This window comes from uncultured Sphingomonas sp. (genome assembly GCF_913774285.1).
In the GTDB taxonomy this organism is placed as follows: Bacteria; Pseudomonadota; Alphaproteobacteria; order Sphingomonadales; family Sphingomonadaceae; genus Sphingomonas.
Window position 1 is genome coordinate 57,565 of the sequence record NZ_CAJYHX010000015.1, and the last position, 25,889, is coordinate 83,453.

Below are 25,889 nucleotides of genomic sequence, written 5' to 3' on the forward strand. Positions count from 1 at the left end.
GTGCCTACGGTCACGCGGAAACTGGCTCCAGTTCGCGCCCCGCAAGCGAGTTCGGTCCCGCGCTCACCAGCTCGACTTCGATCAGGTCGCCGATCTTGGCCGAGGTCTCCAGATGGACCGATTGCAGCCAGGGCGACTTGCCAATCATCTGGCCGGGTCGACGCCCCACCCGTTCGATCAGCACCGCGCAGCGCTGGCCGACGCTCGCTTCGTTGAACGCCTGCGAATGACGGCCAAGCGCCGCCTGGAGCCGCTGGAGCCGCTCATCGGCGACCGTTTCGGGCAGATACTGGCCGACCAGATCGGCCGCCGGCGTGCCCGGGCGCGGCGAATATTTGAAACTGAAGCACTGGGCATAGCCGACCGCGTCGACCAGCTGCAGCGTCTCCTCGAACTCGGCCTCGGTCTCGCCGGGAAAGGCGACGATGAAGTCGCCCGACAACGCGATGTCCGGCCGCGCGGCGCGGACGCGCTCGATGATGCGGAGATAGGAATCGCGCGTGTGGCTGCGGTTCATTGCCTTCAAGATGCGGTCGCTGCCCGCCTGCACCGGCAGATGGAGGAAGGGCATCAGCTTGGCCACATGCGCATGCGCCTCGATCAGCCCCTCGGCCATGTCGTTGGGGTGGCTGGTCGTGTAGCGGATTCGCGCCAGCCCCTCGATGCGATCGAGGGCGATGATCAGGTCGTGCAGACCGTGGCCCTTATCGTCGGCCCAGGCATTCACGTTCTGGCCGAGCAGCGTGATCTCGCGCGCGCCGGCATCGACCAGCGCCCTGGCCTCGTCGACGATCGCCGCATAGGGCCGGCTGACCTCGGCGCCGCGGGTATAGGGCACCACGCAATAGGTGCAGAACTTATCGCAGCCTTCCTGCACGGTAAGGAACGCGCTCGCCCCCACCTTGCGGCGCGCGGGCAGCTTGCCGAACTTGCTGGCGATCGGCATGTCGGTGTCGAGGCCGAGCTGGCCCTTGGCGGCCTTGTCCACCAGCTCCGGCAGATTGTGATAGGCCTGGGGCCCCACCACCACGTCCACCTTGGCGCGGCGGGCGATTTCCTCGCCCTCGGCCTGGGCGACGCAGCCGGCCACCGCGATCATCGGCTTGCCCGCCTCGCGCAGCTTCAATCGGCCGATTTCCGAATAGACCTTCTCGGTCGCCTTCTCGCGGATGTGGCACGTGTTGAGGACGACGAGATCGGCCTGATCGGCTTCCGCGGCGACGAGGCCCTGGGCGGCCATCAGCTCGCCCATGCGCTCGCCGTCATAGACGTTCATCTGGCAGCCGTACGACTTGACGTGATAGGTCTTTGGGGTGGTCATGATCGGCGCGCCTATACGCGGAAATGACGGCAGAAAACAGGCCTGTGGGACTCCCTAGAAGTATGCGCTCCCCTCCCGCTCGCGGGAGGGGTCGGGGGAGGGACGGATGTGGAAGAAGCGGCTGATCCGTTTCAGTCCCTCCCTAGCCCCTCCCGCAAGCGGAAGGGGAACGCAGGCGGTGCTTTCAGCCCTGCGCCGGCGCCTTGTAGCCGATCGGATCCTCCGCGAAGCGGAACGGCCGCAGCGGCTGGCCCAGCGTGCGCACCAGCGCCTCCTCGATCCGCCGCCGGCTCTCCGCCGCGATCGCCTTGCGGCCGGGGAAGTCGCGCGGATCGAAGGGTTCGAGGAAATGCACCCGCAGCCGGAAGCGCTGCTTGCGCGCCAGCACCCGCTTGGCGTTGTTGAGGCCCCGCTCCTGCCCGATCCAGGCAATGTCCTCGCCCGCCGCGCCATAATCGAGCATCACCGGCTGCACCATCACGCCCGGCGGCGGCGGCTCCAGCACCCGGAGCATCGGCGTCTTGAACGGCAGCAGCGACTTGCCGTCGGTGGTAGTCCCCTCGGGAAAAATGGTGACCGCCCAGGTCTCCGCCAGCGCCTCGCGCAGCTGGTTGATCTGCTCGGCGACACCCATCCGGTTCTCGCGCTTGACGTAGACTGTGCGATTCAGGCTCGCGAGCCAGCCGACCAGCGGCGAGGCGCCGATCTCCGCCTTGGCGACGAAGGCGGTCCCGCTCGCCCCGCCAAGTGCCAAAATGTCGATCCAGCTGAGATGGTTGGAGACGTAGAACACGTCGCGCTTGAGCGGCGTGCCGACACACTTCACCTTGGCGCCGGCGATCCGCGCGGCGCTACCCAGGAACAGCCGCGGCCAGGGCGAGGGCAACCGCACCAGCCGGAAGAGGTAGTGCAGCGGCACATGCACCAGCAGCGCCAGCGCCAGCCGCGCGATACGAAACCACAGGCGTGCCAGCTCCGCCCCGGTCAGCCGGGTCGGAACGCCCTGGGTCGCTTCCTCGCGGCGGCGCCGGGCGCGCTCAGTTCTTGCGCTCGAGCGCAACCCCGTAGAGTTCCATGCGGTGGTCGACGAGGCGGAAGCCGAGCCGCTCGGCGATCTGCTTCTGCAGCAGCTCCAGCTCGGGATCGACGAACTCGATCACCTTGCCGCTCTCGACGTCGATCAGGTGGTCGTGATGCGCCTCTGGCGCCGGCTCGTAGCGGGCGCGGCCGTCGCCGAAATCATGGCGGTCGAGAATGCCCGCCTCTTCGAACAGGCGGACCGTGCGATAGACGGTGGCGATGGAGATGCCGGGATCGATCGCGGCGGCGCGTTCATAGACCTTTTCCACATCGGGATGGTCATCGGCGTCGGAAAGCACGCGCGCGATCACCTTGCGCTGTTCGGTGATGCGCAGCCCCTTTTCGTGGCAGAGCGCTTCGAGATCAATCTTGCGAACCATGACACCGCTGTAGCGCCATTGGCGTCAGGGGAAAAGGGCAAGCCGCTCGGTCATGCTGATCGAGCAAATGCGAAAACGCCGGCCGCGGACGGGAGTCCGGGCCGGCGCTTCATGCCTTGTCCCTGGGGACGTTGGCTCAGCGGGTCTTGCGACGCTTGGTGCCGAGGCCGATCTTCTTCGCCAGGCTGCGGCGCTGCTCGGCATAGTTCGGTGCGACCATCGGATAGTCGGCCGGCAGGTTCCACTTGGCGCGATACTGTTCCGGGGTCATCTGATAATGGGTCATCAGGTGACGCTTCAGCATCTTCAGCTTCTTACCGTCTTCGAGGCAGACGATATAGTCGGGCTTCACCGAAGCGCGCACCGAAACGGCCGGCTCCTGCTTCACTTCCGGCTCCGGCTGCACGGTACCCAGACCGGTAAGCGCGCCGTGCACGTTCTGGATGAGCTGCGGCAGGTCCGATACGGCGACGCTGTTGTTGCTGACATGCGCAGCGACAATATCCGCGGTCAGCGCGATCAGGGTTTCCTGAATTTCAGATGAAGCTTCCATGATATTCCTTTCGACCCGTTCATGGCGACTATTCTGGATGTCGCCTGATGCGTCCTATCGTGCGAAGCATCGTCATTGGCAAGAGATCAACGTCGCAATGGTTGCAATTTTTACCCTAGCGGACGTGCCAAAGTGAGAGCATCGAGCGCCAGACCGCTAGTACCGCGATAATAGCCGCGTCGTTCGCCGATCTTCTCGAAGCCCTCGCGCTGATAGAGGTGGATCGCTCCATTGCCTTCGCGGACTTCGAGATGAAGCTTGGTCGCGCCGCGATTGCGCGACTCCGCGATCACCGCGCGCAACAACGCTCCGCCCACGCCAATTCCCCGCGCGCCTGGACTGGTCGCCAGCAACAACAGTTCGGCCTCGTCTAGCATTGCCCGCGCCATCGCGAAGCCGACGTCGCGACCACCTATGCTGGCGACAACGAGCCACACGCCCGAAAGCGCCATCATTCCCACGCATTGCGATTGCGTCCAGGCTTCGCCGAATTCCGGATCAAAGGCGGCCTGCATGATCCGATTGACTGAGATGAGGTCGTGCACCCCGCCTTCGCGCAGCTCGATCGGCTGGGGCGCGACGCTCATGCGAGCCCCCGCTCGGCGAGCGTCTTGGCGTCGGGGCCACGGCCATAGAGCGGGCGCGGCGGTAGCGTGGCAAAGGCAGGCGGGAGCAGCACCGCGTCGGCGGCGCGGGGCAGCACCTCGCGCAGGTCCAGCTCCTCGGCGAGTGCGGCGAGACGGCGGACACCGCTGCCGAACGCAGCGCGGCCGTCGAGCGCGGCCAACGCCGCCTCGGGCTGCAGCGAGGCGAGCGGCGCGGTGTCGACCAGCGGGCTTGCAAAATGCTGGACGAAGACTTCGCCGTGGCCGCCTTCGAGCACGACCGACAGCCGGGCCAGCGTCGTGTCGCCCGCGAACCCGGCGGCAGCGATCAATGCGAGCGAGGAATAGCCGTGCACCGGCACGCCCCAGCCGATTGCCAGGCCCCGCGCGGCCGCGAGGCCCACGCGGACCCCGGTAAAGCTGCCGGGGCCGACATCGACCAGGATCGCATCGGCGCGGCCACCGCCAGGCAGCTCGCCGATCATCGGGATCAGCCGCTCGGCATGGCCGCGGCCGACCAGTTCATGCCGTTCGGCAAGAACAACGTTGTCCGCTAGCAGCGCCACCGAACAGGCAGCAGTGGCGGTTTCGATCACGAGCAGTCGCGGGGCTTCAGCCATCGTCCCGCGCTAGCCAAAGAACTGGGTGCAGGTCAAATCACCCGGTTGAACTGAACGAATGCCGGACGCGGCGAACGCGCATGAAGGCTCGAAGGATCACCCACACCCAGCGTCGAAATGAAGTTCGACTTCACACCCGGCTGGTCAGCAAAAAAGGCTTCATCGACTTTGGCATTGTCGAACCCCGACATCGGCCCAGTGTCGAAGCCCAATGCGCGTGCGGCGACGATGAAATAGGCGCCCTGCAGCGAGGAATTGCGGAACGCCTGTTCGCGGCGACCTTCCTCGGTCGGGAACCAGTTCTTCGCCTCGGGCGCGTGCGGGAAAAATTCCGGCAGGTGCTCGTGGAAGTTGATGTCGTAGCCGATGATCACGCTGGCGGGCGCCTTGCGGATTTTCTCGGCATTGCTGCCGCTCGACAGGCTGGCAAGCTTGTCCTTGGCGTCCTGGCTCAGGATCCAGACGAACCGCGCCGACTGCTGGTTGACCGAGGTCGGCCCCATCTTCAGCAGGTCGTACATCGCCTCGATATCGGCCTGGGTCACGGGCTGGTCGGTATAGCCGTTGAAGGTCCGCGCGGTGCGGAAGATTGTATCGAGGGCGACGTCGTTCAGCGGCTGGCCCATGGCCTGCGGTCCTTTCGTGCTGGGGAGGCGGGAAGCGGGCGCGCGCGTCAGATCGCGCGCACCTCGGTGACTTCGGGGACGTAATATTTGAGCAACTGCTCAATGCCGTTCTTCAGCGTCGCGGTGGACGAAGGGCAGCCCGAGCAGGCACCCTGCATCTGGAGGAACACCTTGCCCTCGTTGAACCCGCGATAGACGATGTCGCCGCCGTCATTGGCGACCGCCGGGCGGATGCGGGTGTCGATCAGCTCGCGGATTTGCGCGACGATGTCGGCATCTTCGGGATTGTCGCCGAAGTCGGCGCTCTCCGGCGGCACGCTGAAGCCGGCGGCCGAGCCTTGCAGGAAGAGCGGCATGTTGGCCGAGAAATGATCGAGCAGGATGCCGAGCACGTCGGGCTTGAGGCTCAGCCACTCGACGCCCGGCGCAGCGGTCACCGAGATGAAGTCGCGGCCGAAGAATACGCCGGTCACGTCGCCCAGCGCGAACAGCGCGGTGGCGAGCGGCGAGGCTTCCGCCTCTTCGGGGCTCGCGAAGTCGCGGGTGCCCGCCTCCATCACGATCCTGCCGGGCAGGAACTTGAGCGTGGCGGGGTTGGGCGTGGCTTCGGTCTCGATCAGCATGCCGCTCACATGGGCGCGTCCTTGCGCCGGATCAAGCCGCGCGCGGGAAACCCTGTGTTGCCGGCGCTGAAGTTCCGCTCAGGCGTCGGGGTCGGCGGGATAGACCTTGCCGACATGCGGCTCGCCGCGGGTGGCCGCCAGGCGCTCCTGGCGGTGGCGTTCACGATAGCGTTGGCGGTCCGCATCGCTGCGCTCGTCATAGCAGGCGGCGCAGCTCACCCCCGCCTCGTAGCGCGGCGAACGGCGGTCCTCGGCGCTGACCGGCCGGCGGCAGGCGTGGCACAGCGCGTAGCTGCCCGGCGCCAGGCCATGGCCCACCGTCACCCGCTGATCGAACACGAAGCACTCGCCGTCCCACAGGCTCTGCGCCTCGGGCACCTTTTCCAGATAGTTGAGGATCCCGCCCTTTAGGTGGAACACCTCCTCGATGCCCTCGGACTTGAGGAAGGCGGTCGACTTCTCGCAGCGGATGCCGCCGGTGCAGAACATCGCCACCTTGGGCGGCGTCTCGCCCCTGCCGAGCAATTCCTCGCGGTGGGCACGGAACCAGTCGGGGAAGTCGCGGAAGCTCTTGGTGTGCGGGTCGATCGCGCCGCGGAAGGTGCCGGCGGCGACCTCGTAATCGTTGCGCGTGTCGATCACGATCGTATTCGGATCGGCGATCAGCGCGTTCCAGTCCTCGGGCGCGACATAGGTGCCGACGCTGGCGAGCGGATCGATGTCCGGCTGGCCCATCGTCACGATCTCGCGCTTGAGGCGTACCTTCATCCGGTAGAAGGGCTGCGCAGCGGCACGGGAATATTTCACGTCGGCCGCGGCGCAACCGGGCAGCGCGCGGACATGCGCGACCACCGCGGCAATGGCCTCGTCGCTGCCCGCGATCGTGCCGTTGATCCCCTCGCGCGCGAGCAGCAGCGTGCCCTTCACGCCCTGCGCACAGCAGAGCTTGGCCAGCGGCCCCTGCAGCGCCGCCGGATCATCGAACCGGGTGAATTGATAGAGCGCCGCCACGCAGATCGGCAGCGCGGCATCGTCCGCAACCTGAGTCATTTCGGCGGCTGTACCGCAGCCGGGGCGATTAGACCATGAAGCTTTCGCCGCAACCGCAGGTGCCCTTGGCGTTGGGGTTGGTGAACACGAAGCCGGCGGTGAAATCGTCCTCTACCCAGTCCATCGTCGAGCCGATCAGGTAGAGCACCGAAGCGCCGTCGACGAAGAAGGTGCCGCCGGGCGTCTCGATCTTCTCGTCGAGCGGCTTGGCTTCGCTGACATAATCGACCGAATATGCGAGGCCCGAGCAGCCGCGACGCGGGGTGGAGAGCTTGACGCCGACCGTGCCTTCCGGCGCCTTCGCCATCAGCGCGGCAATGCGCGCCTCGGCGGCGGGGGTGAGGAGCAGCGCGGCGGGGCGCTGACGGGCGGTGGTCGCGGTGGTCATCGTTCTTCCTGCCTACTTCCCCTCCCGCGTGCGGGAGGGGACCGAGGGGTGAGCGCCCGCTCGCCGCGAGCGCTCCGGATATTGGGTGCCGGGGGCCCACCCCCAACCCCCTCCCGCACGCGGGCGGGGGCTAGAAATCACAACATCCCCAGTTCCAGCTTCGCCTCATCGCTCATCTTCTGCGGGTCCCAGGGCGGATCCCAGACGAGATTGACGTCGGCCGTCGCGATGCCCGGCACCGCGCTCACCCGCAGCTCGACCTCGCCCGGCATCGATTCCGCCACCGGGCAATGCGGCGTGGTCAGCGTCATGGTGATCGCGGCATGGCCGTTCGCCGTGATGTCGACCCCGTAGATCAGCCCGAGATCGTAGAGATTGACCGGAATTTCCGGGTCGTAGATCTCCTTGAGCGCATCGATCACCGCCTCGTACAGCGGCCCGCCCGGCTCGCCGGCACCCGGCTCGACGGGCTTCTGCGAGAGAAAGCCAGAGAGATAATCGCGCTTGCGCTCTTGGGCGGGCGCTTCGACGGCTTCGTTGACACGCGCCTTGGGCGGCGCCTCGACCGCGTCGACTTCTTCCACCACGATCTTGCGTTCTTCGTTCATCCGAAGATCCTCGTCACCCGTTCGATTCCTCGCACGAGCGCGGCGACATCCGCCGGCCCGTTATACACGCCGAAGCTCGCCCGCGCGGTGGCGGGGACCTCCAGCAGCTCCATCAGCGGCTGGGCGCAGTGATGCCCGGCGCGGATCGCGACAGCGCCCTCGTCGAGGATTGTCGCGACGTCGTGCGGGTGCACGCCCTCCACTGCGAAGCTGACGATGCCGGCGCTGTCCGCCGGCCCGAACAGCCGCACGCTGTTGATTCCTGCAAGCGCTGCGCGCGTCTCGGTGACCAGCGCGGTTTCGTGCGCGTGGATGCGGCTCAGACCGATGCTGTCCACGTACTCGATCGCCGCGTGCAGCCCGACCACGCCGACGATGTGCGGGGTTCCCGCCTCGAAGCGGCCCGGCGGCGGCGCATAGGTGGTCTTGGCGAAGGTCACGCGGTCGATCATCGACCCGCCGCCCTGATAGGGGGGCATCGCGTCGAGCAGCTCGTATCGTCCCCACAGCACGCCGATGCCGGTCGGGCCGTAGAGCTTGTGGCCCGAGAAGACGTAGAAGTCGCAGCCCAGCTCGGCGACGTTCACCGGCAGCCGGGCGACCGCCTGGCAGCCGTCGATCAGGATCTTGGCGCCGACGCCGTGCGCCAGTTCCGTCGCCCGCTTCACGTCGAGCACCGAGCCCAGCACGTTGGAGACATGGGCGAGCGCGACCAGCTTGTGCTGATCGGTGAGCATCGCCGCCATGGCATCGAGATCAATGCGGTGGTCTTCGGTGAGCGGCACCACGTCGATGTGTGCGCCGATCTTCTCGGCGGCCATCTGCCACGGCACTATGTTCGAATGGTGCTCGAGCGCCGAGAGCAGGATGCTATCGCCGGCCTTGAGCTGGGTCGCCGCGTAGCATTGCGCGACGAGGTTGATCCCCTCGGTCGCGCCGCGCACGAACACCACTTCTTCCGGCTTGCCGCCGATGAACCTGGCCACCCGCGCCCGCGCCGCCTCGAAGGCCAGCGTCATGTCCGCCGAGCGCTGGTACACGCCGCGATGCACGGTGGCATAGGTCTCCCCATAGCCGCGCGCGATCGCGTCGAGCACCGGGCGGGGCTTTTGCGAGGTGGCGGCGGTGTCGAGATAGGCCCAGCCGGCCGGGATCGCCGGGAAGTCCGCGAGGACGTCGAGCGGGGCTGCCGTGGTCACCACGCTCACAGCGCCGCCTCCAGCCACTTCGCCGCGTCCGCCGCAAAGGCCTCGCGCACCGGCTCTTCGCCGATCCGCGCCAGCGCATCCGCGACGAAAGCGTGGGTCAGCAGCGCCTTGGCTTGTCCTTGCGGGATACCGCGGCTCTGCAGGTAGAAGAGCGCGTTGCGATCGAGCTCGCCGACGGTTGCGCCATGCGCGCACTTGACGTCGTCGGCGAAGATTTCGAGTTCGGGCTTCAGGTTCACCGTCGCGGTGCGCTGGAGCAACAGCCCGCGCAGCGACTGTTCGCCGTCGGTCTGCTGCGCGCCGCGCGCGACTTCCACTCGCGCGGCGAGGCTGGCTACCGACTGGTCGGCGGCAACCGCGCGCCAGATCTGACGCGAGCTGCCCTCGACCTGCTCGTGGCGCACCGCAACCGCGGCTTCCTGCCGCTGCGTGCCGCTGGTGAGCAGCGCACCGCCCATTTCGGCGAATGCGCCCTTGCCGGTGAGCGTCAGCGCACCGTCGATCCGGCTGCCCATGCCGCCCGCGCCGAGGAAGATCGACACCAGGCTCGCCGCCTCGCCGATCTCCGCCTCGTCGCGGATCGAGACGAAGCCGTCGGTCTGCACCAGCCGCACCGAGCGCATCAGCCGCGCACCCTTGCCGAGCGCGATCGCGGTCAGCCGGTTCGCCCAGCCGGTGCCGGCAAAGGTCTCCACCACCGAAGCCACGGCATCGTCGGCGAGCAGGATACGCGCGGGCACATGATTCTCGCCGCCGGTGCCGATATGGACGATCTGGATGCAGGTCGCCGCATGCTCCGGCCCGAGATGGAGCGCCCAGCCCTCGCCGATCGCCAGGCTGCCGAGCGGATGGTCGGTCGCGGCGATCTGGCGGGTGACGTCCACCGGGCCCGGGCGGCTATGCGCAGGCTCGAACACACCGTCGATAAAGCACAGCCGCGGGCCGTCGATGTCGAGGAACAGGCTTGTCGGATCGACGCCCGCCGATGCCTGCGGGCTCTCGGCCGCGGCGCGCAGCGTGTCCATGTCGGACCAGCGCCACGCCTCCGCCTTCTTCGTGGGAAGATCGAGTACGGTCACGCCGCCAGCGCTCCATAGCCTTCGCGCTCGAGCTCGAGCGCCAGTTCCGGCCCGCCCGACCGCACGATCCGCCCCCCCGCCAGCACATGGACGAAGTCCGGCTGCACATAGTCGAGCAGGCGCTGGTAATGGGTGATCAGCAGCACCGCCTTGTCGGGCGCGCGCATGATCCGGTTGATGCCCTCACCCACCGCCTTGAGCGCGTCGATGTCGAGGCCGGAGTCGGTCTCGTCGAGGATCGCCAGCTTGGGGTTGAGGATCCCCATCTGCACCATCTCGTTGCGCTTCTTCTCGCCGCCCGAGAAGCCGACATTCACCGGCCGCTTGAGCATCTCGGCATCCATGCCTAGCGCCGCCGCCTGGGCGCGGGCGAGCTTGAGGAACTCGGCACCCGAGAGCGGGGCCTCGCCGCGGTTGCGGCGCTGGGCATTGGCCGCCTCGCGGAGGAACTGGACGTTCGACACGCCGGGGATCTCGACCGGGTACTGGAAGCCGAGGAACAGACCGGCGGCGGCACGCTCGTGCGGCTCGAGCTCCAGAAGGTCCTGCCCGTCGAAGGTCACGCTGCCGCTGGTCGCCTCATAGCCATTGCGGCCGCCAAGGACATAGCCCAGCGTCGACTTGCCGGCACCGTTCGGCCCCATGATCGCGTGCACTTCGCCCGCGTTCAGCGACAGGGTCAGGCCCTTGAGGATTTCCTTGCCGTCGACTTCGGCGTGCAGGTTCTGGATGTTCAGCATGGGGTTCAGATCGCCACGGTCACGAGAGAGAGGGTCTTGGGCTGGGCGCCCGCGTCATAGGCGTCGACCAGGGAGCCGTCGGGCAGCTTCCACATGATCTTGTACTGCTTGGGCGCCGTGACGCTGGCCTTGATGTCGGCCTCGATCGCGTCGAGCACCGGGGTCAGCTTGCGCCAGGCGCTCGGCTGGTACGGCCGATCATTGAGCAGCAGGCGGCCGGCCTGAAAATCGGAATCGAGGAAGTCGCGGCACTGCTTGATCGCGCTGGCGACCTTGGCCGAACGCGCGCCCGCGTCCGCCGGCGCGGTGCCGATCGCGCGGACGATGCAGCGCGCATGGTTGGTCGCCGCGCCGAACTGGGCCGCGCTGTCGATCGCGACGCCCCCCTGGAGGGCGAAGGCTGCGGCAAGAAGGGCGTTCAACATGCACGATACTCCTGCGGGCCCGGAACGCGGCCCTGCGTCGTCAATAGGTCAGCCAAGATGAGCGCAGTCTGAGCGGGGGCAGCGGGGCGGATCATCCCACCGAGCCTTCGAGCGAGATGCCGAGCAGCTTCTGCGCCTCGACCGCGAACTCCATCGGCAGCTGCTGCAGCACTTCGCGGGCGAAGCCGTTGACGATCAGCGCCACCGCGGCTTCCTGGTCCAGCCCGCGCTGGAGCGCGTAGAACAGCTGGTCGTCGCTGATCTTGCTGGTGGTCGCCTCGTGCTCGATCTGTGCGCTCGGGTTCTTCACCTCGATGTACGGCACGGTGTGCGCGCCGCACTGGTCGCCGAGCAGCAGCGAGTCGCACTGGGTAAAGTTGCGGACATTTTCGGCGCTCGCCGCCACGCGGACCAGCCCGCGATAGGTGTTGTCGCTGCGCCCAGCCGAAATGCCCTTCGACACGATGGTCGAGCGGCTGCCCTTGCCCAGATGGATCATCTTGGTGCCGGTATCGGCTTGCTGGCGGTTGTTGGTCACCGCCACCGAGTAGAATTCGCCAACGCTGTTCTCGCCCGCCAGCACGCAGCTGGGGTATTTCCAGGTGATCGCCGAGCCGGTCTCGACCTGGGTCCAGCTCACCTTCGAGTTGCGCCCCTGGCACAGCGCACGCTTGGTGACGAAGTTGTAGATGCCGCCCTTGCCGTTCTCGTCGCCCGGATACCAGTTCTGGACGGTCGAATATTTGATCTCGGCATCGTCGAGCGCGACCAGTTCCACCACCGCGGCGTGCAGCTGGTTCTCGTCGCGCATCGGCGCGGTGCAGCCCTCGAGATAGGAAACGTACGCGCCCTTGTCGGCGACGATCAGCGTGCGCTCGAATTGGCCGGTATTCTCCGCGTTGATGCGGAAATAGGTGGACAGCTCCATCGGGCAGCGCACGCCCTCCGGCACATAGACGAAGGTGCCGTCGGAGAAGACCGCGCTGTTGAGCGCCGCGAAATAATTGTCGCGCTGCGGCACCACCTTGCCGAGCCACTTCTGGATCAGCTCGGGATATTCGCGGATCGCCTCGCTGATCGACAGGAAGATGACGCCCGCGGCCTTGAGCTCGGCACGGAAGGTGGTCGCCACCGAAACCGAGTCGAACACAGCGTCGACCGCGATCTTGCGCGACCCCTCGACGCCGGCGAGCACCTTCTGCTCCTCGATCGGAATGCCGAGCTTCTCATAGGTCCGGCGGATTTCCGGATCGAGCTCGTCCAGGCTGGCGATCGTCTTCTTCTGCTTCGGCTCGGCGTAATAATACGCGTCCTGATAGTCGATCGGCGGAACGTTGAGCTTGGCCCAGTCCGGCGCCTCCAGCGTCTGCCACAGGCGGAAGGCCTTAAGGCGCCAGTCGAGCATCCACTCCGGCTCGTTCTTCTTGGCCGAGATGTAGCGGACGGTATCCTCGCTCAGCCCCTTGGGCGCGAACTCCTGTTCGACGTCCGAGGCGAAGCCCCATTCGTACTTCTTGTTCGCGGCGGCGAGCGCCTCTGCATTCTTGGTGGCCATCAGAAAGATACCTGGCTTTCCCCGGCGAGCACCGGAGAAGGAGAAGAAAGGTCGGAAGCGGAAGGCGTGCGCCCATGCACCGGCATCGCCGGCGCTGCAAGCACGGGAGGGTTGCTGAGGCTAGCGAGGCTGACCTGGGCGAGCGCCGAGCGCACCGCATCGCTCACCACACCCCAGTGCGGCTTCACCCGGCAATTGCCTTCCACCGCGCAGTCATGCCGGGCCGAATCGACGCACACCGTTAGCGCGATGGGTCCCTCGATCGCCTCGACGATATCGGCAAGGCTGATCGCTGCGGGGGGCCGAGCGAGGCGGAAGCCGCCGCCGGTGCCGCGCGCGCTTTCGATCAGGCCGGCAGCGGAGAGCTTGCTGACCAGCTTTTGCACGGTCGGCAGCGGCAGCCCGGTCTCATTGGCCAGCAGCGTAGCATTGAGCCGGCACGACGCGCCGCAGTGGCGCGCGGCAGCGGCCAGCATCACTACGGCATAGTCGGCAAGGCTCGAAAGACGCATCGACTCCCAATCGGACAAAGTTGATCCGATTGGGCATGTGGGCCTAGCGACCGCCTAGGTCAACTGTCTCGGGGATCACATCGGGGAGAAAGTGGAACTTCTCGTTCTCCAGGGTGACGGCGAGCACCGGATCGATGCCGTCGCGCAGCAGCCCAGGCGTCTGGCCGGTGAAATGCTTGATCTCGTTGATCATGTGCGATTGGTCGGCAAAGGGCGCCATCACCTCGGCCAGCGGCGCACCCTGGTGGATGCGCATCGCCGCGCCGATCGCGCGAAACTTGCGACGCAGGTGGTTGGGCGGGCCTGCGAAATACTCCTTGCACAGCCGCTGGACCTGGCGCTGGCCCATGCCGGTTTCGGCCTCCATCGCATCATACAGTGCATCGATCGTCGGATCGCCCGATGCCGCCCATTCGCGGACGATGCGCAGGAAGGCGATGTGTGCCTTCGGCACGCGTCGCGCGGTATCGACCCGGCGGAGCAGGAAGGGCTCGACGGCAGCGACCATCGCTTCCAGCGTATCGAGATCTCGGAGCTGCGCGTGCAGCGCATGGACCTCCGGCCCGAAGATCTCGCCGCCGTCCACCAGCCGATCGGCCACCTGGTCCGCCGGGCGGCCTACCAGCGTACGCCAGCCGATGCCGCGCAGGGAGATGCCGAAACAGCGGAAGGGCCCTTCGATTCGGTAAGTCCAGTGCGCCGTGCCGGGGCCGTTGACCATGACCGGCAGCGTTGTCTCGCCATGTCCGTCCGGAAACCTCACCGAACCGCCACCCTGCAGGCAGAAGCGCCACTGGCCGAGATCGACACGCTCGACGCCCTCGATGCACGGTGCGTCGATATGGGCGAGATAAAAGCTTTCGACATGCGGTATCAGCCGCCCGGTGGACGGCTGAAAGCGAATGTTCAACGGCGTGCGTGCCCCCGCGCCACTGCGCGCGGCAATTGCAACCTGGCCCTCTTCGGTGCCACGCATGCGAAGCTGTTCCCCTGTGCTTCGGTTCGTCGCACAGCTGGAGCATGGCTGCGCGTAAAGCGCAACGGAAAAGAGGCCCGACCGGTTGCCCGGTCGGGCCCAAAGGAAAGGGTTCCCCCCGTTAAGCGGAACCCCTCGGGTCGCAGGGATGCTCTACCCGATTCGAGAGGCCCGGTATTGTACGGAATCGACATTCCGACCTTTGACGACGTTTGCCTCGCGATGCATGAGCGCTTTCATGGGCAAGATTCTTCGCAACGTGGTCTTCGCGCTCGATCCGGAGCGGGCACATCGCGCGGCGATTCGCGCACTGGCGCTGTGGGGCGGCGCGCGGGCGCCCTTCGGCGGCGGCCCCGAATCGGCGACTCCGGTGACGCTTGCCGGGCTGACCTTTCCGAATCGGGTCGGGCTCGCCGCGGGACTCGACAAGGATGCGGAGGCGATCGCCGGGTTGTTCGGGCTCGGGTTCGGCGCGGTCGAGGTCGGCACGCTGACCCCTCGCCCGCAACCGGGCAATCCAAAGCCCCGCCTGTTCCGGCTGGTCGAGGACGAGGCGGTGATCAACCGCATGGGCTTCAACAATGGCGGGATCGATGCGGCGCTGGCGCGCATCGCGCGGCTGAAGCGACGGCCGGGCATCCTCGGCATCAATGTCGGCGCGAACAAGGACTCGACCGATCGCGTCGCCGATTACGCGCTGGGCGTCACCAAGGCGGCGCCCCATGCCGATTACATAACGATCAACGTCAGCTCGCCCAACACGCCGGGCCTGCGCGACCTGCAATCGCGCCCCGCGCTCGACGAATTGCTGGCCGCCGCCCATGCCGCGCGCGGCACGACCCCGCTGTTCCTCAAGGTCGCGCCCGATCTCGACCGCGCCGGGCTGGAAGGCGCGGTGCGGGCGGCGATCGATCATCATGTCGATGCACTGATCGTTTCAAACACAACCATCTCCCGCCCGCCCCTCGCATCGCCCCAGGCCGGGGAGGCGGGCGGGCTTTCGGGCAGGCCGCTCAAGGAACTCGCGCGTACCAAGCTGATCGAGGCGCGCGAGGCCTCGGGCGGGCAGTTGCCGCTGATTTCTGCCGGCGGCATCGACGGTCCTGACGAGGCCAAGCGCCGGATCGAGGCGGGCGCGGTGCTGGTCCAGGTCTATTCGGCGCTGCTCTATCGCGGGGCCGGTCTGGCACGCGAGCTTGCCAGGGCGCTCGCCTGACCGCTTGCCTCCGGGGCAAAGCGCGCTACGCCTAGGCCCATGAAGAAAACGGTCGCGCTGCTCCTCCTGCTGTTTACGCCGCTGCTCGCCCATGCCCAGGGCATGGTGAGCGCTGCCGATCCCCGTGCGGCGGCGGCGGGTGTCGAGATCTTGCGGGAAGGCGGCAGCGCCACCGACGCCGCGATCGCGACGATGCTGGCGCTCGGCGTGGTCGAGCCGCAGAGCTCGGGGCTAGGCGGCGGCAGCTTCATGGTGCTCTACAACGCCAGGACCAAGGCGATGGCGACGGTGGACGGCCGCGAAACCGCGCCGATGGCCGCCGACGACCATTGGTTCTACGGCGCCGATGGCCAGCCGCTGAGCCATTTCGCCGCGGTGCCCGGCGGGCGTAGCGTCGGCGTGCCGGGCGCGTTGCGCGCGATGGCGCTCGCGCACCGTCAGTCGGGCAAGCTTGCCTGGGCCAAGCTGTTCGCGCCCGCCATCCGGCTTGCCCGGGACGGCTTCGTGCTCAGCCCGCGGATGAACAATTCGCTCACCCAGTTCTCCGGCCATGTCGATCCCGCCTATCGCGCGCTGTTCTTCGGCACGGACGGCAAGCCGCTGCCGCCCGGCACCACGGTGCGCAACCCGGATCAGGCCGCGCTGCTCGAACGCATCGCGACCCAGGGACCGGACAGCTTCTATGTCGGCCCGCAGGCGGCGAAACTGGTCACGGCGGTCAACGGCGCAGCGCGGAATCCGTCGAAGATGACCGCCGGCGACCTTGCCGCCTATGACGCCAAGGCGCGGCCGGTGCTGTGCGGGCACTATCGCGGATACAAGGTCTGTTCCATGGGCCCGCCTTCCTCGGGCGGCATCACCGTGCTGATGATCCTGGCGCAGCTCGAACGCTTCGACATGGCGAAGCTCGGCAAGGACTCGGCCACCGCCTGGCACCTGTTCGCCGAAAGCTCGCGGCTCGCTTATGCCGATCGTGACCTGTATCTCGGCGATCCCGACTTCGTGCAGGTGCCGCTGAAGGGGCTGCTCGACCGCCGCTATATCGCCAGCCGCTCCAAATTGATCGATCCCGCCAGGACCATGACCAGCATCGCCGCCGGGTCGCCACCGGGCGCGCCCAAGCGTGTGATGGCTAAGGTGCAGGAGGTCGCCGGTACGACGGATCTGGCGGTGACCGATGGCGCCGGCAACGTCGTCGAAGTGACCACTACCGTGGAAGGCCCGTTCGGCTCTGGCCTCACCGTCGACGGCATGATCCTCAACAACCAGCTGACCGATTTCGACATCGTGCCGGTGAAGGACGGCGCGCTCGTCGCCAACCGCGTCGAGGGCGGCAAGCGTCCGCGCAGCTCGATGGCGCCGACGATCGTGTTCGGCGCCGACGGCCAGGTGCGGCTCGCGGTCGGGGCCGCGGGCGGCTCGACGATCATCGCGCAGGTGGCAAAGGCGATCGTCGGCGTCGTCGACTGGAAGCTCTCCGCGCAGGACGCGATCGGGCTCGGACTGCTCTATGCGCCGGGCAAGACCGCCACTGCGGAGCAGGACACCCAGCTCGATGCGATGCTGCCGGCACTGCGCGCGCTGGGCGAGGACGTCCGCACCGCGCCGATGGGTCTCAAGGCCAATGCGATCGAGCGCGTGGGCGGCCGCTGGGTCGGCGCCGCCGATCCGCGCAGCGAAGGCGTGGCGATGGATCAGGACGGCACGGTAACGGTTATACAGCGGGTGGGCGCCAGGCCCAACCGCCCGTCGGAATGACGCGGGACGCTCAGGAACAAGATGGGGCGCCTGCAGGGGGAGTAGGAATGCGCAAACTCGAACGTTTCGATAATCTGGTGGCGATGTTCTTCACGCGGGCAGCGGAGAAGGGCGACGCGCCGTTCCTCTGGCACAAGGCCGGGGGGAAATGGCACCCCACCAGCTGGGCCGAGGCCGCGCGGCAGGTGGCGAGCCTCGCCACCGCGCTCAAGGCGCTCGGGCTGAAGCCCGGCGACCGGGTGATGCTGGTCTCCGAGAACCGTCCCGAATTCTGCATCAGTGACCTCGCGATCATGGCGGCGGGCTGCGTGACCGTGCCCACCTACACCACCAACACCGAGCGCGATCACCAGCATATCCTCGAAAATTCGGGCGCATGCGCGGTGATCGTGTCGAACACCAAGCTCGCCAAGACGCTGCTGCCGGCGATGCTGCGCTCCTCGGCCGGGCGCATCGTGATCGGCATCGACGATGTTCGCCTCGCGCAACAGGGCAGCCTGGAATTTCACGACTTCCGCGAACTGATCGCCGCCCATCCCACCGGTGCCGCCTCCGCCGCCGCGCAGGCGACCTTCCGGCGCGAGGACCTTGCCTGCATCATCTACACCAGCGGCACCGGCGGATCGCCGCGCGGAGTGATGCAGCACCACGGCGCGATCCTGCACAATTGCCAGGGCTGCACCGCGATCATCTCGGAGGATTTCGGCTGGGCGGACGAGGTGTTCCTGTCCTTCCTCCCCCTCTCCCACGCCTATGAGCATACCGGCGGCCAGTTCTTCCCGATCGCGCTGGGCGGGCAGATCTACTACGCCGAGGGGCTGGAGAAGCTCGCCTCGAACATCGAGGAAGTGCGCCCCACCATCATGGTCGTGGTGCCGCGCCTGTTCGAGGTGCTGCGCACCCGCATCACCAAGCAGGTCGAGAAGCAGGGCAGCGTCGCCACCTATCTTCTGGAAAAGGCCGTGGCGATCGGCGGGCGCAAGGCCGCCGGCAAATCGGGCATCGCCGACGCGCCGATGAACCTGCTGCTCAATGCCACGCTGCGCCCCAAGCTCGCCAAGCGCTTCGGCGGGCGGATCAAGGCGCTGGTCTCGGGCGGCGCGCCGCTCAACCCCGAGGTCGGCATCTTCTTCGAATCGCTCGGCCTCACCTTCCTCCAGGGCTATGGCCAGACGGAATCGGCACCCGTCATCTCGTGCAACCGGCCCAAGGTGGGCCTGAAAATGGATACCGTCGGCCCGCCGATGGACGGCGTCGAGGTGCGCATCGCCGAGGATGGCGAGATCCTGGTGCGCGGCGAGCTGGTGATGCACGGCTATTGGCGCAACGAGGCCGAAACCGAGCGCGTGCTGAAAGACGGCTGGCTCCACACCGGCGACATCGGCGAGATCGACGCCAAGGGCCGCATCAAGATCACCGATCGCAAGAAGGACATCATCGTCAACGACAAGGGCGACAATGTCTCGCCGCAGAAGATCGAGGGCATGCTGACCCTCCAGCCCGAGATCCTGCAGGCGATGATCTATGGCGACAAGCGGCCCTACATGACCGCGGTGATCGTCCCCGATCCCGAATGGGTGCAGGAATTCTGCGCCAAGACGGCAACGCCGTGCAAGTTCCGCAATCTCTCGCGCGACGCCGATTTCAAGGCGACGATCGGCGCGGCCGTGGAGCGGGTGAACCGCGACCTTTCGGTGATCGAGCGGGTGCGCAAGTTCATCCTCGCCGACGAGGCCTTCACCATCGAGAATGAGCAGCTGACCCCGAGCATGAAAATCCGGCGGCATGTGCTCAAGGCGGTGTATGCGGAGCGGCTTGACGGGCTGTACTGAGCGCCCGCCCCGAATTGGGCATAGATTGGTATTTCATCGAAACGTCTTGGTGCTGTCGCGTCGTCGTCATCGCGGACGCCTAGCGGCCGGGGCTGAGAAGCGTCCAGCAGGACGCCCCGGCCACCAAGGGGAAACCGATGAACTTCCGCACCGGCAGCGCGCTGATCGCGCTGCAGCTCGCCTGCATGCCCGCCGCCTTCGCCCAGGCGCAGACCGAACCCGCGGTCGCACCGGATAGCGGCGAGCAGATCGTCGTCACCGGCACCCGCGAGCGCGCCCGCACCCAGTTCGACACGCTGGCCCCGGTCGACGTGCTGTCGAACGCGATGCTCGAATCGAGCGTCTCGGGCGACCTCAACGACACGCTGGCGCAGCTGCTGCCCTCGTTCGACGTTCAGCGCCTTCCCGCCGCCGACGGCCAGGCGTTCGTCCGCCCGGCGACGCTGCGCGGCCTGTCCGCCGACCAGACGCTGGTGCTGCTCAACGGCAAGCGCTTCCACCGCTCGGCGCTGCTCGGCACGCGCGGCGCGCAGGCGCCCGATCTCGCCGCGATCCCCGCCCATGCCATCGGCCGGGTCGAGGTGCTGCGCGACGGTGCCTCGGCGCAGTACGGCTCGGATGCCATCGCCGGCGTGATCAACATGCTGCTCGACGACAAGCCCGGCATGTCGGCCTATGGCCAGGCCTCCAGCTATTATGCCGGCGACGGCAACGAATATCAGGGTGGCTTGCGCGGCGGCATCGCGCTGGGCGACCGCGGCTCGATCGTCTTCACCGGCCAGTATGATCATGCCGAGGCGACCTCGCGCACCCGCCAGCGTCCCGACGCCATCGCCTTCCAGGCCGTCAACCCGACGCTCGCCGTGCCCAAGCCGGTGCAGCGCTGGGGCCAGCCCGATCAGGAGCGGATCGCCGGTTCGGTCAATGCGCATGTCGATCTGGTCGAGGGCGCGACGCTCTACGCCTTCGGCACCGCGCAGAGCGGCGAAGGCGTGACCGACTTCAACTGGCGCAACCCGGCGGGCACGGCTTCGGTCTACGGCGCGAGCAGCGCTTTCCCCGGCTTCTCCTTCACCAAGCTCTACCCCGCCGGTTTCACCCCGCGCTTCGGCACCCGCTTCGCCGACCATCAGGCGGTGGGCGGCGTCCGCGGGGACGCCAGCGACCGCTTCCACTATGACCTCAGCGTGTCGCAGGGCGAAAGCCGGATCGACTATACGCTGGGCGAGAGCCTCAACGCTTCGCTGGGTCCGAACAGCCCGACCAGCTTCTATCTCGGTCGGCTGACCCAGCGCGAGTTCAACCTCAACGCCGACTTCGTCTACCGCCTGCCGGTCGGCCTCGGAGATCCGGTGAACGTTGCGTTCGGCGGCGAGCGGCGCGTCGAGACCTACCGCGTCGGCACCGGCGACCCCGCCTCCTATGCGGTCGGCCCGGGCGCGGCGACCGGCCTCGCGCCCAACTCCAACGGCTTCCCCGGCTTCAGCCCGGCGCAGGCGGGCCAGTGGAGCCAACGCAGCTATGCGGGCTATGTCGATCTCGAATGGGCGCCGATCGAAAAGGTGACGCTGGGCGCCGCCGGCCGCTACGAGGATTTCTCGGCGTTCGGCGACACCTTCACCTACAAGCTCGCCGGCCGCTTCGAGCCGGTGCATGGCCTCGCCGCGCGGCTTACCTACTCCACCGGGTTCCGCGCGCCGACGCCGGCGCAGCTCAACACCCGCCAGGTGACGCAGGGCCTCGACACCAAGACGCTGCAGGTGTTCAACCAGGGCCGCCTGTCGCCTACCGACCCGATCGCCGTGGCGCTCGGCGCCAAGCCGCTCAAGCCGGAAAAGTCGCGCACGCTGACCGCCGGCCTGGTCGGCCAGACCGATTTCGGCCTGGGCGCGACGGTGGACCTCTACCAGATCGACGTCGACGATCGCTTCGGCCAGTCGGCCACCTTCGCGGTGCCGGCGAGCTTCGCGAACCCCGATCGCTTCACCTCGGTCAGCTATTTCACCAACGACTTCAATACCCGCACCCGCGGCGTCGACGTGGTGGTGAGCTATGCGCGGCCGGTCGGGCCGGGCAAGGCGAACCTCAGCCTCGCCTACAATTATAACGAGACCAAGGTGCGCGGCGGCAACAGCGCGTCGATCGCCAACGATACCCAGCGCCGCATCTTCCAGGAGCGGCTGCCGCAGCACAACGCGACCGGTACGCTCAGCTATGATCTCGGCAAGGTCGGCGTGATGCTCCGCGGCCGTTATTACGGCGCCTGGACCGACGTGACCGGCAATGCCACCGGCGAGCTGTTCCAGCGCTTCGGCGGCATCGCGCTGTTCGATGCCTCCGTGAGCGTCCACGTCACCAAGATGCTCACGCTGCGGGCGGGCGCGGAGAACCTGTTCGACACCTATCCGGCGGAGGCGAACAACCAGGCCAATCGCGGCCTGATCTACTCGCGCAACGCCCCCTATGATACCGATGGCGGACAATATTATGGCCGGGTGGAGCTGCGCTTCTGATGCACCGCATGGATCGTCGTTCGCTGCTCGCGGGGAGCCTCGCGCTTCCCGCCCTCGGCCTCCCCGGCGGAGCATGGGCGATGGACGACGATCCCTATTGGCGCGGAATCGCCGCCCAGTTCACCCCGCCGGCAGACGTGATCCAGCTGGAGAACGGCAATTGGGGGATGATGCCCCGCCCCGTCTTCGCCGCCTATCAGGAACAGCTCGCCCGGGTGAACCGCGACACCAGCTTCTATGCCCGGCGCGGGCTGACCAAGGACTTGGTGGCGGTGCGCGACCAGGCCGCCGCAGCAATGGGCGTTGGGCCGGACGAGCTGGTCCTCACCCGCAACGCCACCGAGGCGCTGGAGACGCTGATCCTCGGCTATAACCGGCTGCAGCCGGGCGACGCGGTGCTGATCGCCGATCTCGACTATGACAGCGCCCAAGCGTGCATGGCGAGCCTCGTCCGCTCACGCGGCGTGCAGTTGGTGAAGATCGCGCTGCCCGAGCCAGCCAGCCGCCAGGCACTGATCGACGCCTATGCCGCGGCGCTCGCGGCGAATCCGCGGCTCAAGCTGATCCTGTTGACCCATCTCAGCCACCGCACCGGGTTGGTGCTGCCGGTGCGCGAGATCGCGGCGCTGGCGCGCGCGAAAGGCGCGGACGTGATCGTCGATGCGGCGCACAGCTGGTGCCAGCTCGACTTCTCGGTGCCCGACCTCGACTGCGATTTCATCGCGATCAACGGGCACAAGTGGCTCGGCGCGCCGCTGGGTGTCGGCTTCCTCCATGTCCGCAAGGCGGCGCTCGGCAAGATCGACCGCCACCCCGCCAATGCAGCGAACGGACCGGACACGCTGTTCTCCAAGGTCCATCTCGGCACCTATGACTTCGCCGCGAGCCTCACCGTGCCGGCAGCGCTCGCCTTCCAGCAGGCGATCGGCAGCACCCGCCGGGCCGAGCGGCTACGCGCCTTGCGGGACCGCTGGGTGACACGCGCACGTCAGGTCGACGGGATCGAAGTACTGACGCCGGACGATCCGGCCTCGCATGGCGCGATCACCTCGTTCCGGGCGCGTGGCGTCACCAGCAGCGGGGCCAATGCCAGGCTCGCGGCGCGGCTGCTCGACCAGCACAAGATCTTCACCGTCCACCGCGACGGCATTGCCGGCGGCGCCTGCGTGCGCGTGACGCCCGCGCTGTTCAACAGCATGGCGGACATGGACCGTCTCGCCGACGCGCTGCCCGAGCTCGTCCGCTTCGCGCGCGGCTGACACGAAAAGGCCGAACGCGATCCCCTCGCGCCCGGCCCTTCCTATTCGTCGGCGATGTTACTTCGCAGCCTTCTCCGGCAGCACCACCATGGTCCAGTCCTTGTCCGGCCGCAGATACTTGGCCGCCAGTGCCTGCAGCTCGGCCGGCGTCGTCGCCGCATAGTCCTTCGCCAGGCTGCGCATGCCCGCGATCCGCGCCGGGTCCTGCGTGCCGCCCTCGACCAGGTTCATCCAGAACATGTTGCCGCTCGACATGCGCAGCAGCTGCTGCTTGAGCGGGGTCAGCGCGCGGTTGAGCTCGTCGGCGTCGATCGGCTTCGCCACCAGGTCCGCCGCGATGTCGCGGGCGAGCTTGAAGAAGAAGTCGGTCTTGTCCGGCGGCACCATGCCCAGCGCCGCGATCTTGCCGCCCGTGGAGAGACCCAGCGGCCAGTCGCTCATCACATTGGGCGAATAGCTCACGCCCGCCTGGATGCGCAGCTGCTCGATCAGCCGGTCGCGGAACACCGCGGTCAGGATCTCCAGCTTGCGGCTCTCGGCCAGACCCGCGCTACCGCCGCCGGTCGGCCAGGCGATCACCGCCGCAGCCTGGTCCACCGCACCGGTATGCGTGCGCACCACGGGGGTCGTGACATGCGCCGGGAAGCGCACCGGCGCGCCGCTTTCCGCACCCGGAGCGCGCGGCTTGAGCGCGCCGAAGCTTGCCGCCACCGCCTGCACCGTCGCGTCGGCATTCATGTCGCCGAAGATCTCCACTTCGATCGGGCCGGTCTGGAGCAGCGGCTCCCAGAAGGCGCGGAACGCCTGCGGGGTGAGCGCTGCCACTTCCTCGCGGCTCGGCACGCCCCAGCGCGGATCGCCGTCATGGAGCAGCGCGTCGAGGTCGCGGCCGAGCACCGCGTCGGGCGAGGCCGAGAGGCCCGCATAGGACGCGAGCGTCGCCGCCTTGGCGCGGGTAATTGGGTTGGGATCCCAGCCGGGCGCCGCGAGCTTGGTCGCGAACAGCCGGAGCTGGTCTGCAAGATCCTGCTTGTTGGTCTGCGCCTGGAAGACGAAGGCGTCTTCCTCGATGTCGAAGCCCAGGCCGATCTGGCGGTTGCCGGTCAGCGCGTCGAGCTCCTCCTGGCCGAACTTGCCGATACCGCTGGCCATCAGCGCGGTCTTGCCCGCCCAGCCCGGCACGCGCTTGTCGCCCGGCATCGCGCGCAGACCGCGGCCGAAGCGAATGTTGACCCAGACCTTGCCGGTCTCGGACGTATCCTCGCGCATCAGCAGCTTGACGCCGTTGGCATAGGTGACCTCGTCGATCGCGAGATCGGGGTCGATGCGCTTGCGCTCGACGACCTTGCCCGGCGCGCCGATGCGCGGCAGCTGATCGAACTTCACGTTGAGCGCACGGCGCTTCATCGCCGCCGCCTTAACGTCCGCCTGGAGGGCCGTCGTCACCTTGCGGACGACATCGGGATCGGGCGCATGGGTGTTGACCAGCGCGCGCGTCGCGGTGCCCTCGAACACCTTCTTGGCCGAGGCCTGAACGGCCGCCGGCGTGAACATCCGCGCCGCGATCGCGCCCTTGAAGATCGCGTAGGACGCCTCGGGCGTCGTCACCGTCTCGTTGATGTCGACCGCCTGGACGAGGTCGTCCGCCAGCGACACCGCCGATTCGACCGGCGCGGTGGAGATGCGGTTGCGCATCACCGCGTCGATCTCGCCGAGTTCGCGGTCGATCTCCGCCTGGCTCGGCGGTGCGGCCATCAGCTCGGCGGCGGTGGCGCGGACGTCGCGCAGCGCGCTTTCCCAGTCGTCGCCGGTCGGCAGCACGGTGAGCGTCGTCACATTGGCCGAGCGGGCGATATCGTCGAGATCCGCCCCCGCCCCGATGAACGACGCCCCCGAGCGCGCGCGCGATTCGAGGCGGCGGTTGAGAATGCGGATCGCCACCATGTCGATCATGCGCTTCTGGTTGAAGATCACCGTGTCGGCATAGACCGTCCAGGGCCGCACGATCGCCATCAGCGCCACCGGCTGCAGCGCCGGCTCGACGATGCTCGCGGCGATCGGGTGATCGGCCTCGGGCTTGCCGAAATCGGGGGTCTTGGGCGCCTCGCCCTTGCCCTGCCAGCTCGAGAAGTACTTGTTGATCATCGCCTCGAGCACCGCCGGGTCGACATCGCCGATCGCGATCACCGTGGCGCGTTCGGGGCGATACCAGCGATCGTGGAAGGCCTGCACGCTGGCCGGGGTGGCAGCGTTGAGCGCTTCCACCGTGCCGATCGGCTCGCGATCGGCGAGCAGCTGGCCGGCGAAGATCAGCTGGTAGAGCGCGTCCTGCATCCGCTTCTGCGGCGCGGGCTGCTCGCGGCCCTCCGCCAGCACCACCGGGCGCTCGGCGGTGAGCGACTGTTGCGTGATCGCCGGGTTGGCCATCATGCCGGAGAGGATCTTGAAGCTCTCGTCGAGGCCCTCGGGCGTCGCATTGGGCAGATCGAGCTTGTAGGTCGTGCTGATGAACGTCGTCGCGGCGTTGCTGTCCGAGCCGAAGGTGACGCCCAGGCGCTGCCAGATCCGCTTCGAGTCGCCGTCGGGCACATAAGTCGATCCGCGGAAGCTGAGATGTTCGAGCAGATGGGCGAAGCCGCGTTCCGATTCGCGTTCCATCAGCGAGCCGGCGTCGATGCGGACTCGGATCGAGATCTGCCCCGGCGGCACGCCGTTCTTGCGCACCGCATAGCGCACGCCGTTGGAAAGCCGCCCGAATTTCCACTTGTCGTCATGGACGAGGTCGCTGCCCTTGTAGAGCCAGGGATCCTCGGCGGTCTGGACGCCCTCGGGCCGGCCTTGCGCCAGCACCGGGGTGGGCAGCGACGGGGCGGCGAGTGCGAGGAGAAGCAGGGCGAAGCGCGGGGTGCGCAGAGAAGAGAACATGCAGCCCTTTCTAGAGGCGAGTGGCGCGGCATGCCAC

General features: G+C 67.6%; 24 protein-coding genes. 5 read left to right on the forward strand and 19 right to left on the reverse strand.

Annotation, left to right across the window (positions count from 1 at the left end):
* Positions 1–10 precede the first annotated feature (10 nt).
* The 18 genes from miaB to QZ670_RS06745 all read right to left on the reverse strand — a co-directional run bounded on the left by miaB (position 11) and on the right by QZ670_RS06745 (position 14,283).
* Positions 11–1,321: a tRNA (N6-isopentenyl adenosine(37)-C2)-methylthiotransferase MiaB gene (gene miaB, locus QZ670_RS06660; RefSeq protein ID WP_294253206.1), complete on the reverse strand. Its 1,311-nt coding sequence runs from the start codon at positions 1,319–1,321 to the stop codon at positions 11–13.
* Between the two features lie 184 nt (positions 1,322–1,505).
* Complete coding sequence (locus QZ670_RS06665; protein WP_294253307.1) at positions 1,506–2,309, reverse strand: lysophospholipid acyltransferase family protein; 804 nt, start codon at positions 2,307–2,309, stop codon at positions 1,506–1,508.
* Positions 2,310–2,358: 49 nt separating this feature from the next.
* A complete protein-coding gene (locus tag QZ670_RS06670; RefSeq protein ID WP_066724328.1) occupies positions 2,359–2,781 on the reverse strand; it encodes a Fur family transcriptional regulator in 423 nt (140 codons plus the stop codon).
* A gap of 136 nt (positions 2,782–2,917) precedes the next feature.
* Positions 2,918–3,334, reverse strand: coding sequence for a MucR family transcriptional regulator (locus QZ670_RS06675; RefSeq protein WP_064310290.1), 417 nt, complete (start codon positions 3,332–3,334; stop codon positions 2,918–2,920).
* 110 nt (positions 3,335–3,444) lie between these two features.
* Positions 3,445–3,921 carry a GNAT family N-acetyltransferase gene (locus QZ670_RS06680; protein WP_294253212.1) on the reverse strand — a complete coding sequence of 159 codons (477 nt, stop codon included), beginning with the start codon at positions 3,919–3,921 and terminating at the stop codon, positions 3,445–3,447.
* Positions 3,918–4,559, reverse strand: a complete 642-nt coding sequence (gene tsaB / locus QZ670_RS06685; RefSeq protein ID WP_294253213.1) for a tRNA (adenosine(37)-N6)-threonylcarbamoyltransferase complex dimerization subunit type 1 TsaB — start codon at positions 4,557–4,559, stop codon at positions 3,918–3,920. The genes QZ670_RS06680 and tsaB overlap by 4 nt, the downstream gene beginning before the upstream one ends.
* 32 nt (positions 4,560–4,591) lie before the next feature.
* Positions 4,592–5,185: a malonic semialdehyde reductase gene (locus QZ670_RS06690; RefSeq protein WP_294253215.1), complete on the reverse strand. Its 594-nt coding sequence runs from the start codon at positions 5,183–5,185 to the stop codon at positions 4,592–4,594.
* 47 nt (positions 5,186–5,232) lie between these two features.
* Entirely contained in the window at positions 5,233–5,808 is a 576-nt protein-coding gene (locus QZ670_RS06695) for a NifU family protein (RefSeq protein ID WP_294253217.1), read from the reverse strand.
* A 78-nt stretch (positions 5,809–5,886) separates the two neighbouring features.
* Positions 5,887–6,858, reverse strand: coding sequence for a rhodanese-related sulfurtransferase (locus tag QZ670_RS06700; RefSeq protein WP_294253219.1), 972 nt, complete (start codon positions 6,856–6,858; stop codon positions 5,887–5,889).
* A gap of 28 nt (positions 6,859–6,886) precedes the next feature.
* Positions 6,887–7,246, reverse strand: coding sequence for an iron-sulfur cluster assembly accessory protein (locus QZ670_RS06705; RefSeq protein WP_294253221.1), 360 nt, complete (start codon positions 7,244–7,246; stop codon positions 6,887–6,889).
* 137 nt (positions 7,247–7,383) lie between these two features.
* Entirely contained in the window at positions 7,384–7,854 is a 471-nt protein-coding gene (locus tag QZ670_RS06710) for an SUF system Fe-S cluster assembly protein (protein ID WP_294253223.1), read from the reverse strand.
* Complete coding sequence (locus QZ670_RS06715; protein ID WP_294253309.1) at positions 7,851–9,056, reverse strand: cysteine desulfurase; 1,206 nt, start codon at positions 9,054–9,056, stop codon at positions 7,851–7,853. The genes QZ670_RS06710 and QZ670_RS06715 overlap by 4 nt, the downstream gene beginning before the upstream one ends.
* Positions 9,057–9,058: 2 nt before the next feature.
* Complete coding sequence (locus tag QZ670_RS06720) at positions 9,059–10,141, reverse strand: SufD family Fe-S cluster assembly protein (protein ID WP_294253226.1); 1,083 nt, start codon at positions 10,139–10,141, stop codon at positions 9,059–9,061.
* Positions 10,138–10,881, reverse strand: coding sequence for a Fe-S cluster assembly ATPase SufC (sufC, locus tag QZ670_RS06725; RefSeq protein WP_294253228.1), 744 nt, complete (start codon positions 10,879–10,881; stop codon positions 10,138–10,140). The genes QZ670_RS06720 and sufC overlap by 4 nt, the downstream gene beginning before the upstream one ends.
* Before the next feature lie 5 nt (positions 10,882–10,886).
* Positions 10,887–11,306 carry a hypothetical protein gene (locus QZ670_RS06730; protein ID WP_294253230.1) on the reverse strand — a complete coding sequence of 140 codons (420 nt, stop codon included), beginning with the start codon at positions 11,304–11,306 and terminating at the stop codon, positions 10,887–10,889.
* Positions 11,307–11,397: 91 nt separating this feature from the next.
* The gene (gene sufB, locus QZ670_RS06735) at positions 11,398–12,861 is read right to left on the reverse strand and encodes a Fe-S cluster assembly protein SufB (RefSeq protein ID WP_294253232.1); all 1,464 of its coding nucleotides are present in this window, start codon (positions 12,859–12,861) and stop codon (positions 11,398–11,400) included.
* Complete coding sequence (locus tag QZ670_RS06740; protein WP_294253235.1) at positions 12,861–13,373, reverse strand: SUF system Fe-S cluster assembly regulator; 513 nt, start codon at positions 13,371–13,373, stop codon at positions 12,861–12,863. The genes sufB and QZ670_RS06740 overlap by 1 nt, the downstream gene beginning before the upstream one ends.
* A gap of 43 nt (positions 13,374–13,416) precedes the next feature.
* On the reverse strand, positions 13,417–14,283 hold the full coding sequence (locus QZ670_RS06745; RefSeq protein ID WP_294253237.1) for a helix-turn-helix domain-containing protein: 867 nt from the start codon (positions 14,281–14,283) through the stop codon (positions 13,417–13,419).
* Positions 14,284–14,587: 304 nt separating this feature from the next.
* Here QZ670_RS06745 and QZ670_RS06750 point away from each other — a divergent pair, with 304 nt between their 5' ends.
* The 5 genes from QZ670_RS06750 to QZ670_RS06770 all read left to right on the forward strand — a co-directional run bounded on the left by QZ670_RS06750 (position 14,588) and on the right by QZ670_RS06770 (position 22,927).
* Positions 14,588–15,565, forward strand: coding sequence for a quinone-dependent dihydroorotate dehydrogenase (locus QZ670_RS06750; protein WP_294253238.1), 978 nt, complete (start codon positions 14,588–14,590; stop codon positions 15,563–15,565).
* A gap of 39 nt (positions 15,566–15,604) precedes the next feature.
* Complete coding sequence (gene ggt / locus QZ670_RS06755) at positions 15,605–17,323, forward strand: gamma-glutamyltransferase (RefSeq protein ID WP_294253240.1); 1,719 nt, start codon at positions 15,605–15,607, stop codon at positions 17,321–17,323.
* A gap of 47 nt (positions 17,324–17,370) precedes the next feature.
* Positions 17,371–19,155: an AMP-dependent synthetase/ligase gene (locus tag QZ670_RS06760; protein ID WP_294253242.1), complete on the forward strand. Its 1,785-nt coding sequence runs from the start codon at positions 17,371–17,373 to the stop codon at positions 19,153–19,155.
* Positions 19,156–19,292: 137 nt separating this feature from the next.
* The gene (locus QZ670_RS06765; RefSeq protein ID WP_294253244.1) at positions 19,293–21,668 is read left to right on the forward strand and encodes a TonB-dependent receptor; all 2,376 of its coding nucleotides are present in this window, start codon (positions 19,293–19,295) and stop codon (positions 21,666–21,668) included.
* Positions 21,668–22,927: an aminotransferase class V-fold PLP-dependent enzyme gene (locus QZ670_RS06770; protein ID WP_294253246.1), complete on the forward strand. Its 1,260-nt coding sequence runs from the start codon at positions 21,668–21,670 to the stop codon at positions 22,925–22,927. The genes QZ670_RS06765 and QZ670_RS06770 overlap by 1 nt, the downstream gene beginning before the upstream one ends.
* Positions 22,928–22,984: 57 nt before the next feature.
* Here the strand turns inward: QZ670_RS06770 and QZ670_RS06775 are convergent, their stop codons facing one another.
* Positions 22,985–25,852 (reverse strand): M16 family metallopeptidase, encoded by a 2,868-nt coding sequence (locus tag QZ670_RS06775; RefSeq protein WP_294253248.1) that lies wholly within the window; start codon positions 25,850–25,852, stop codon positions 22,985–22,987.
* Positions 25,853–25,889: the final 37 nt, after the last annotated feature.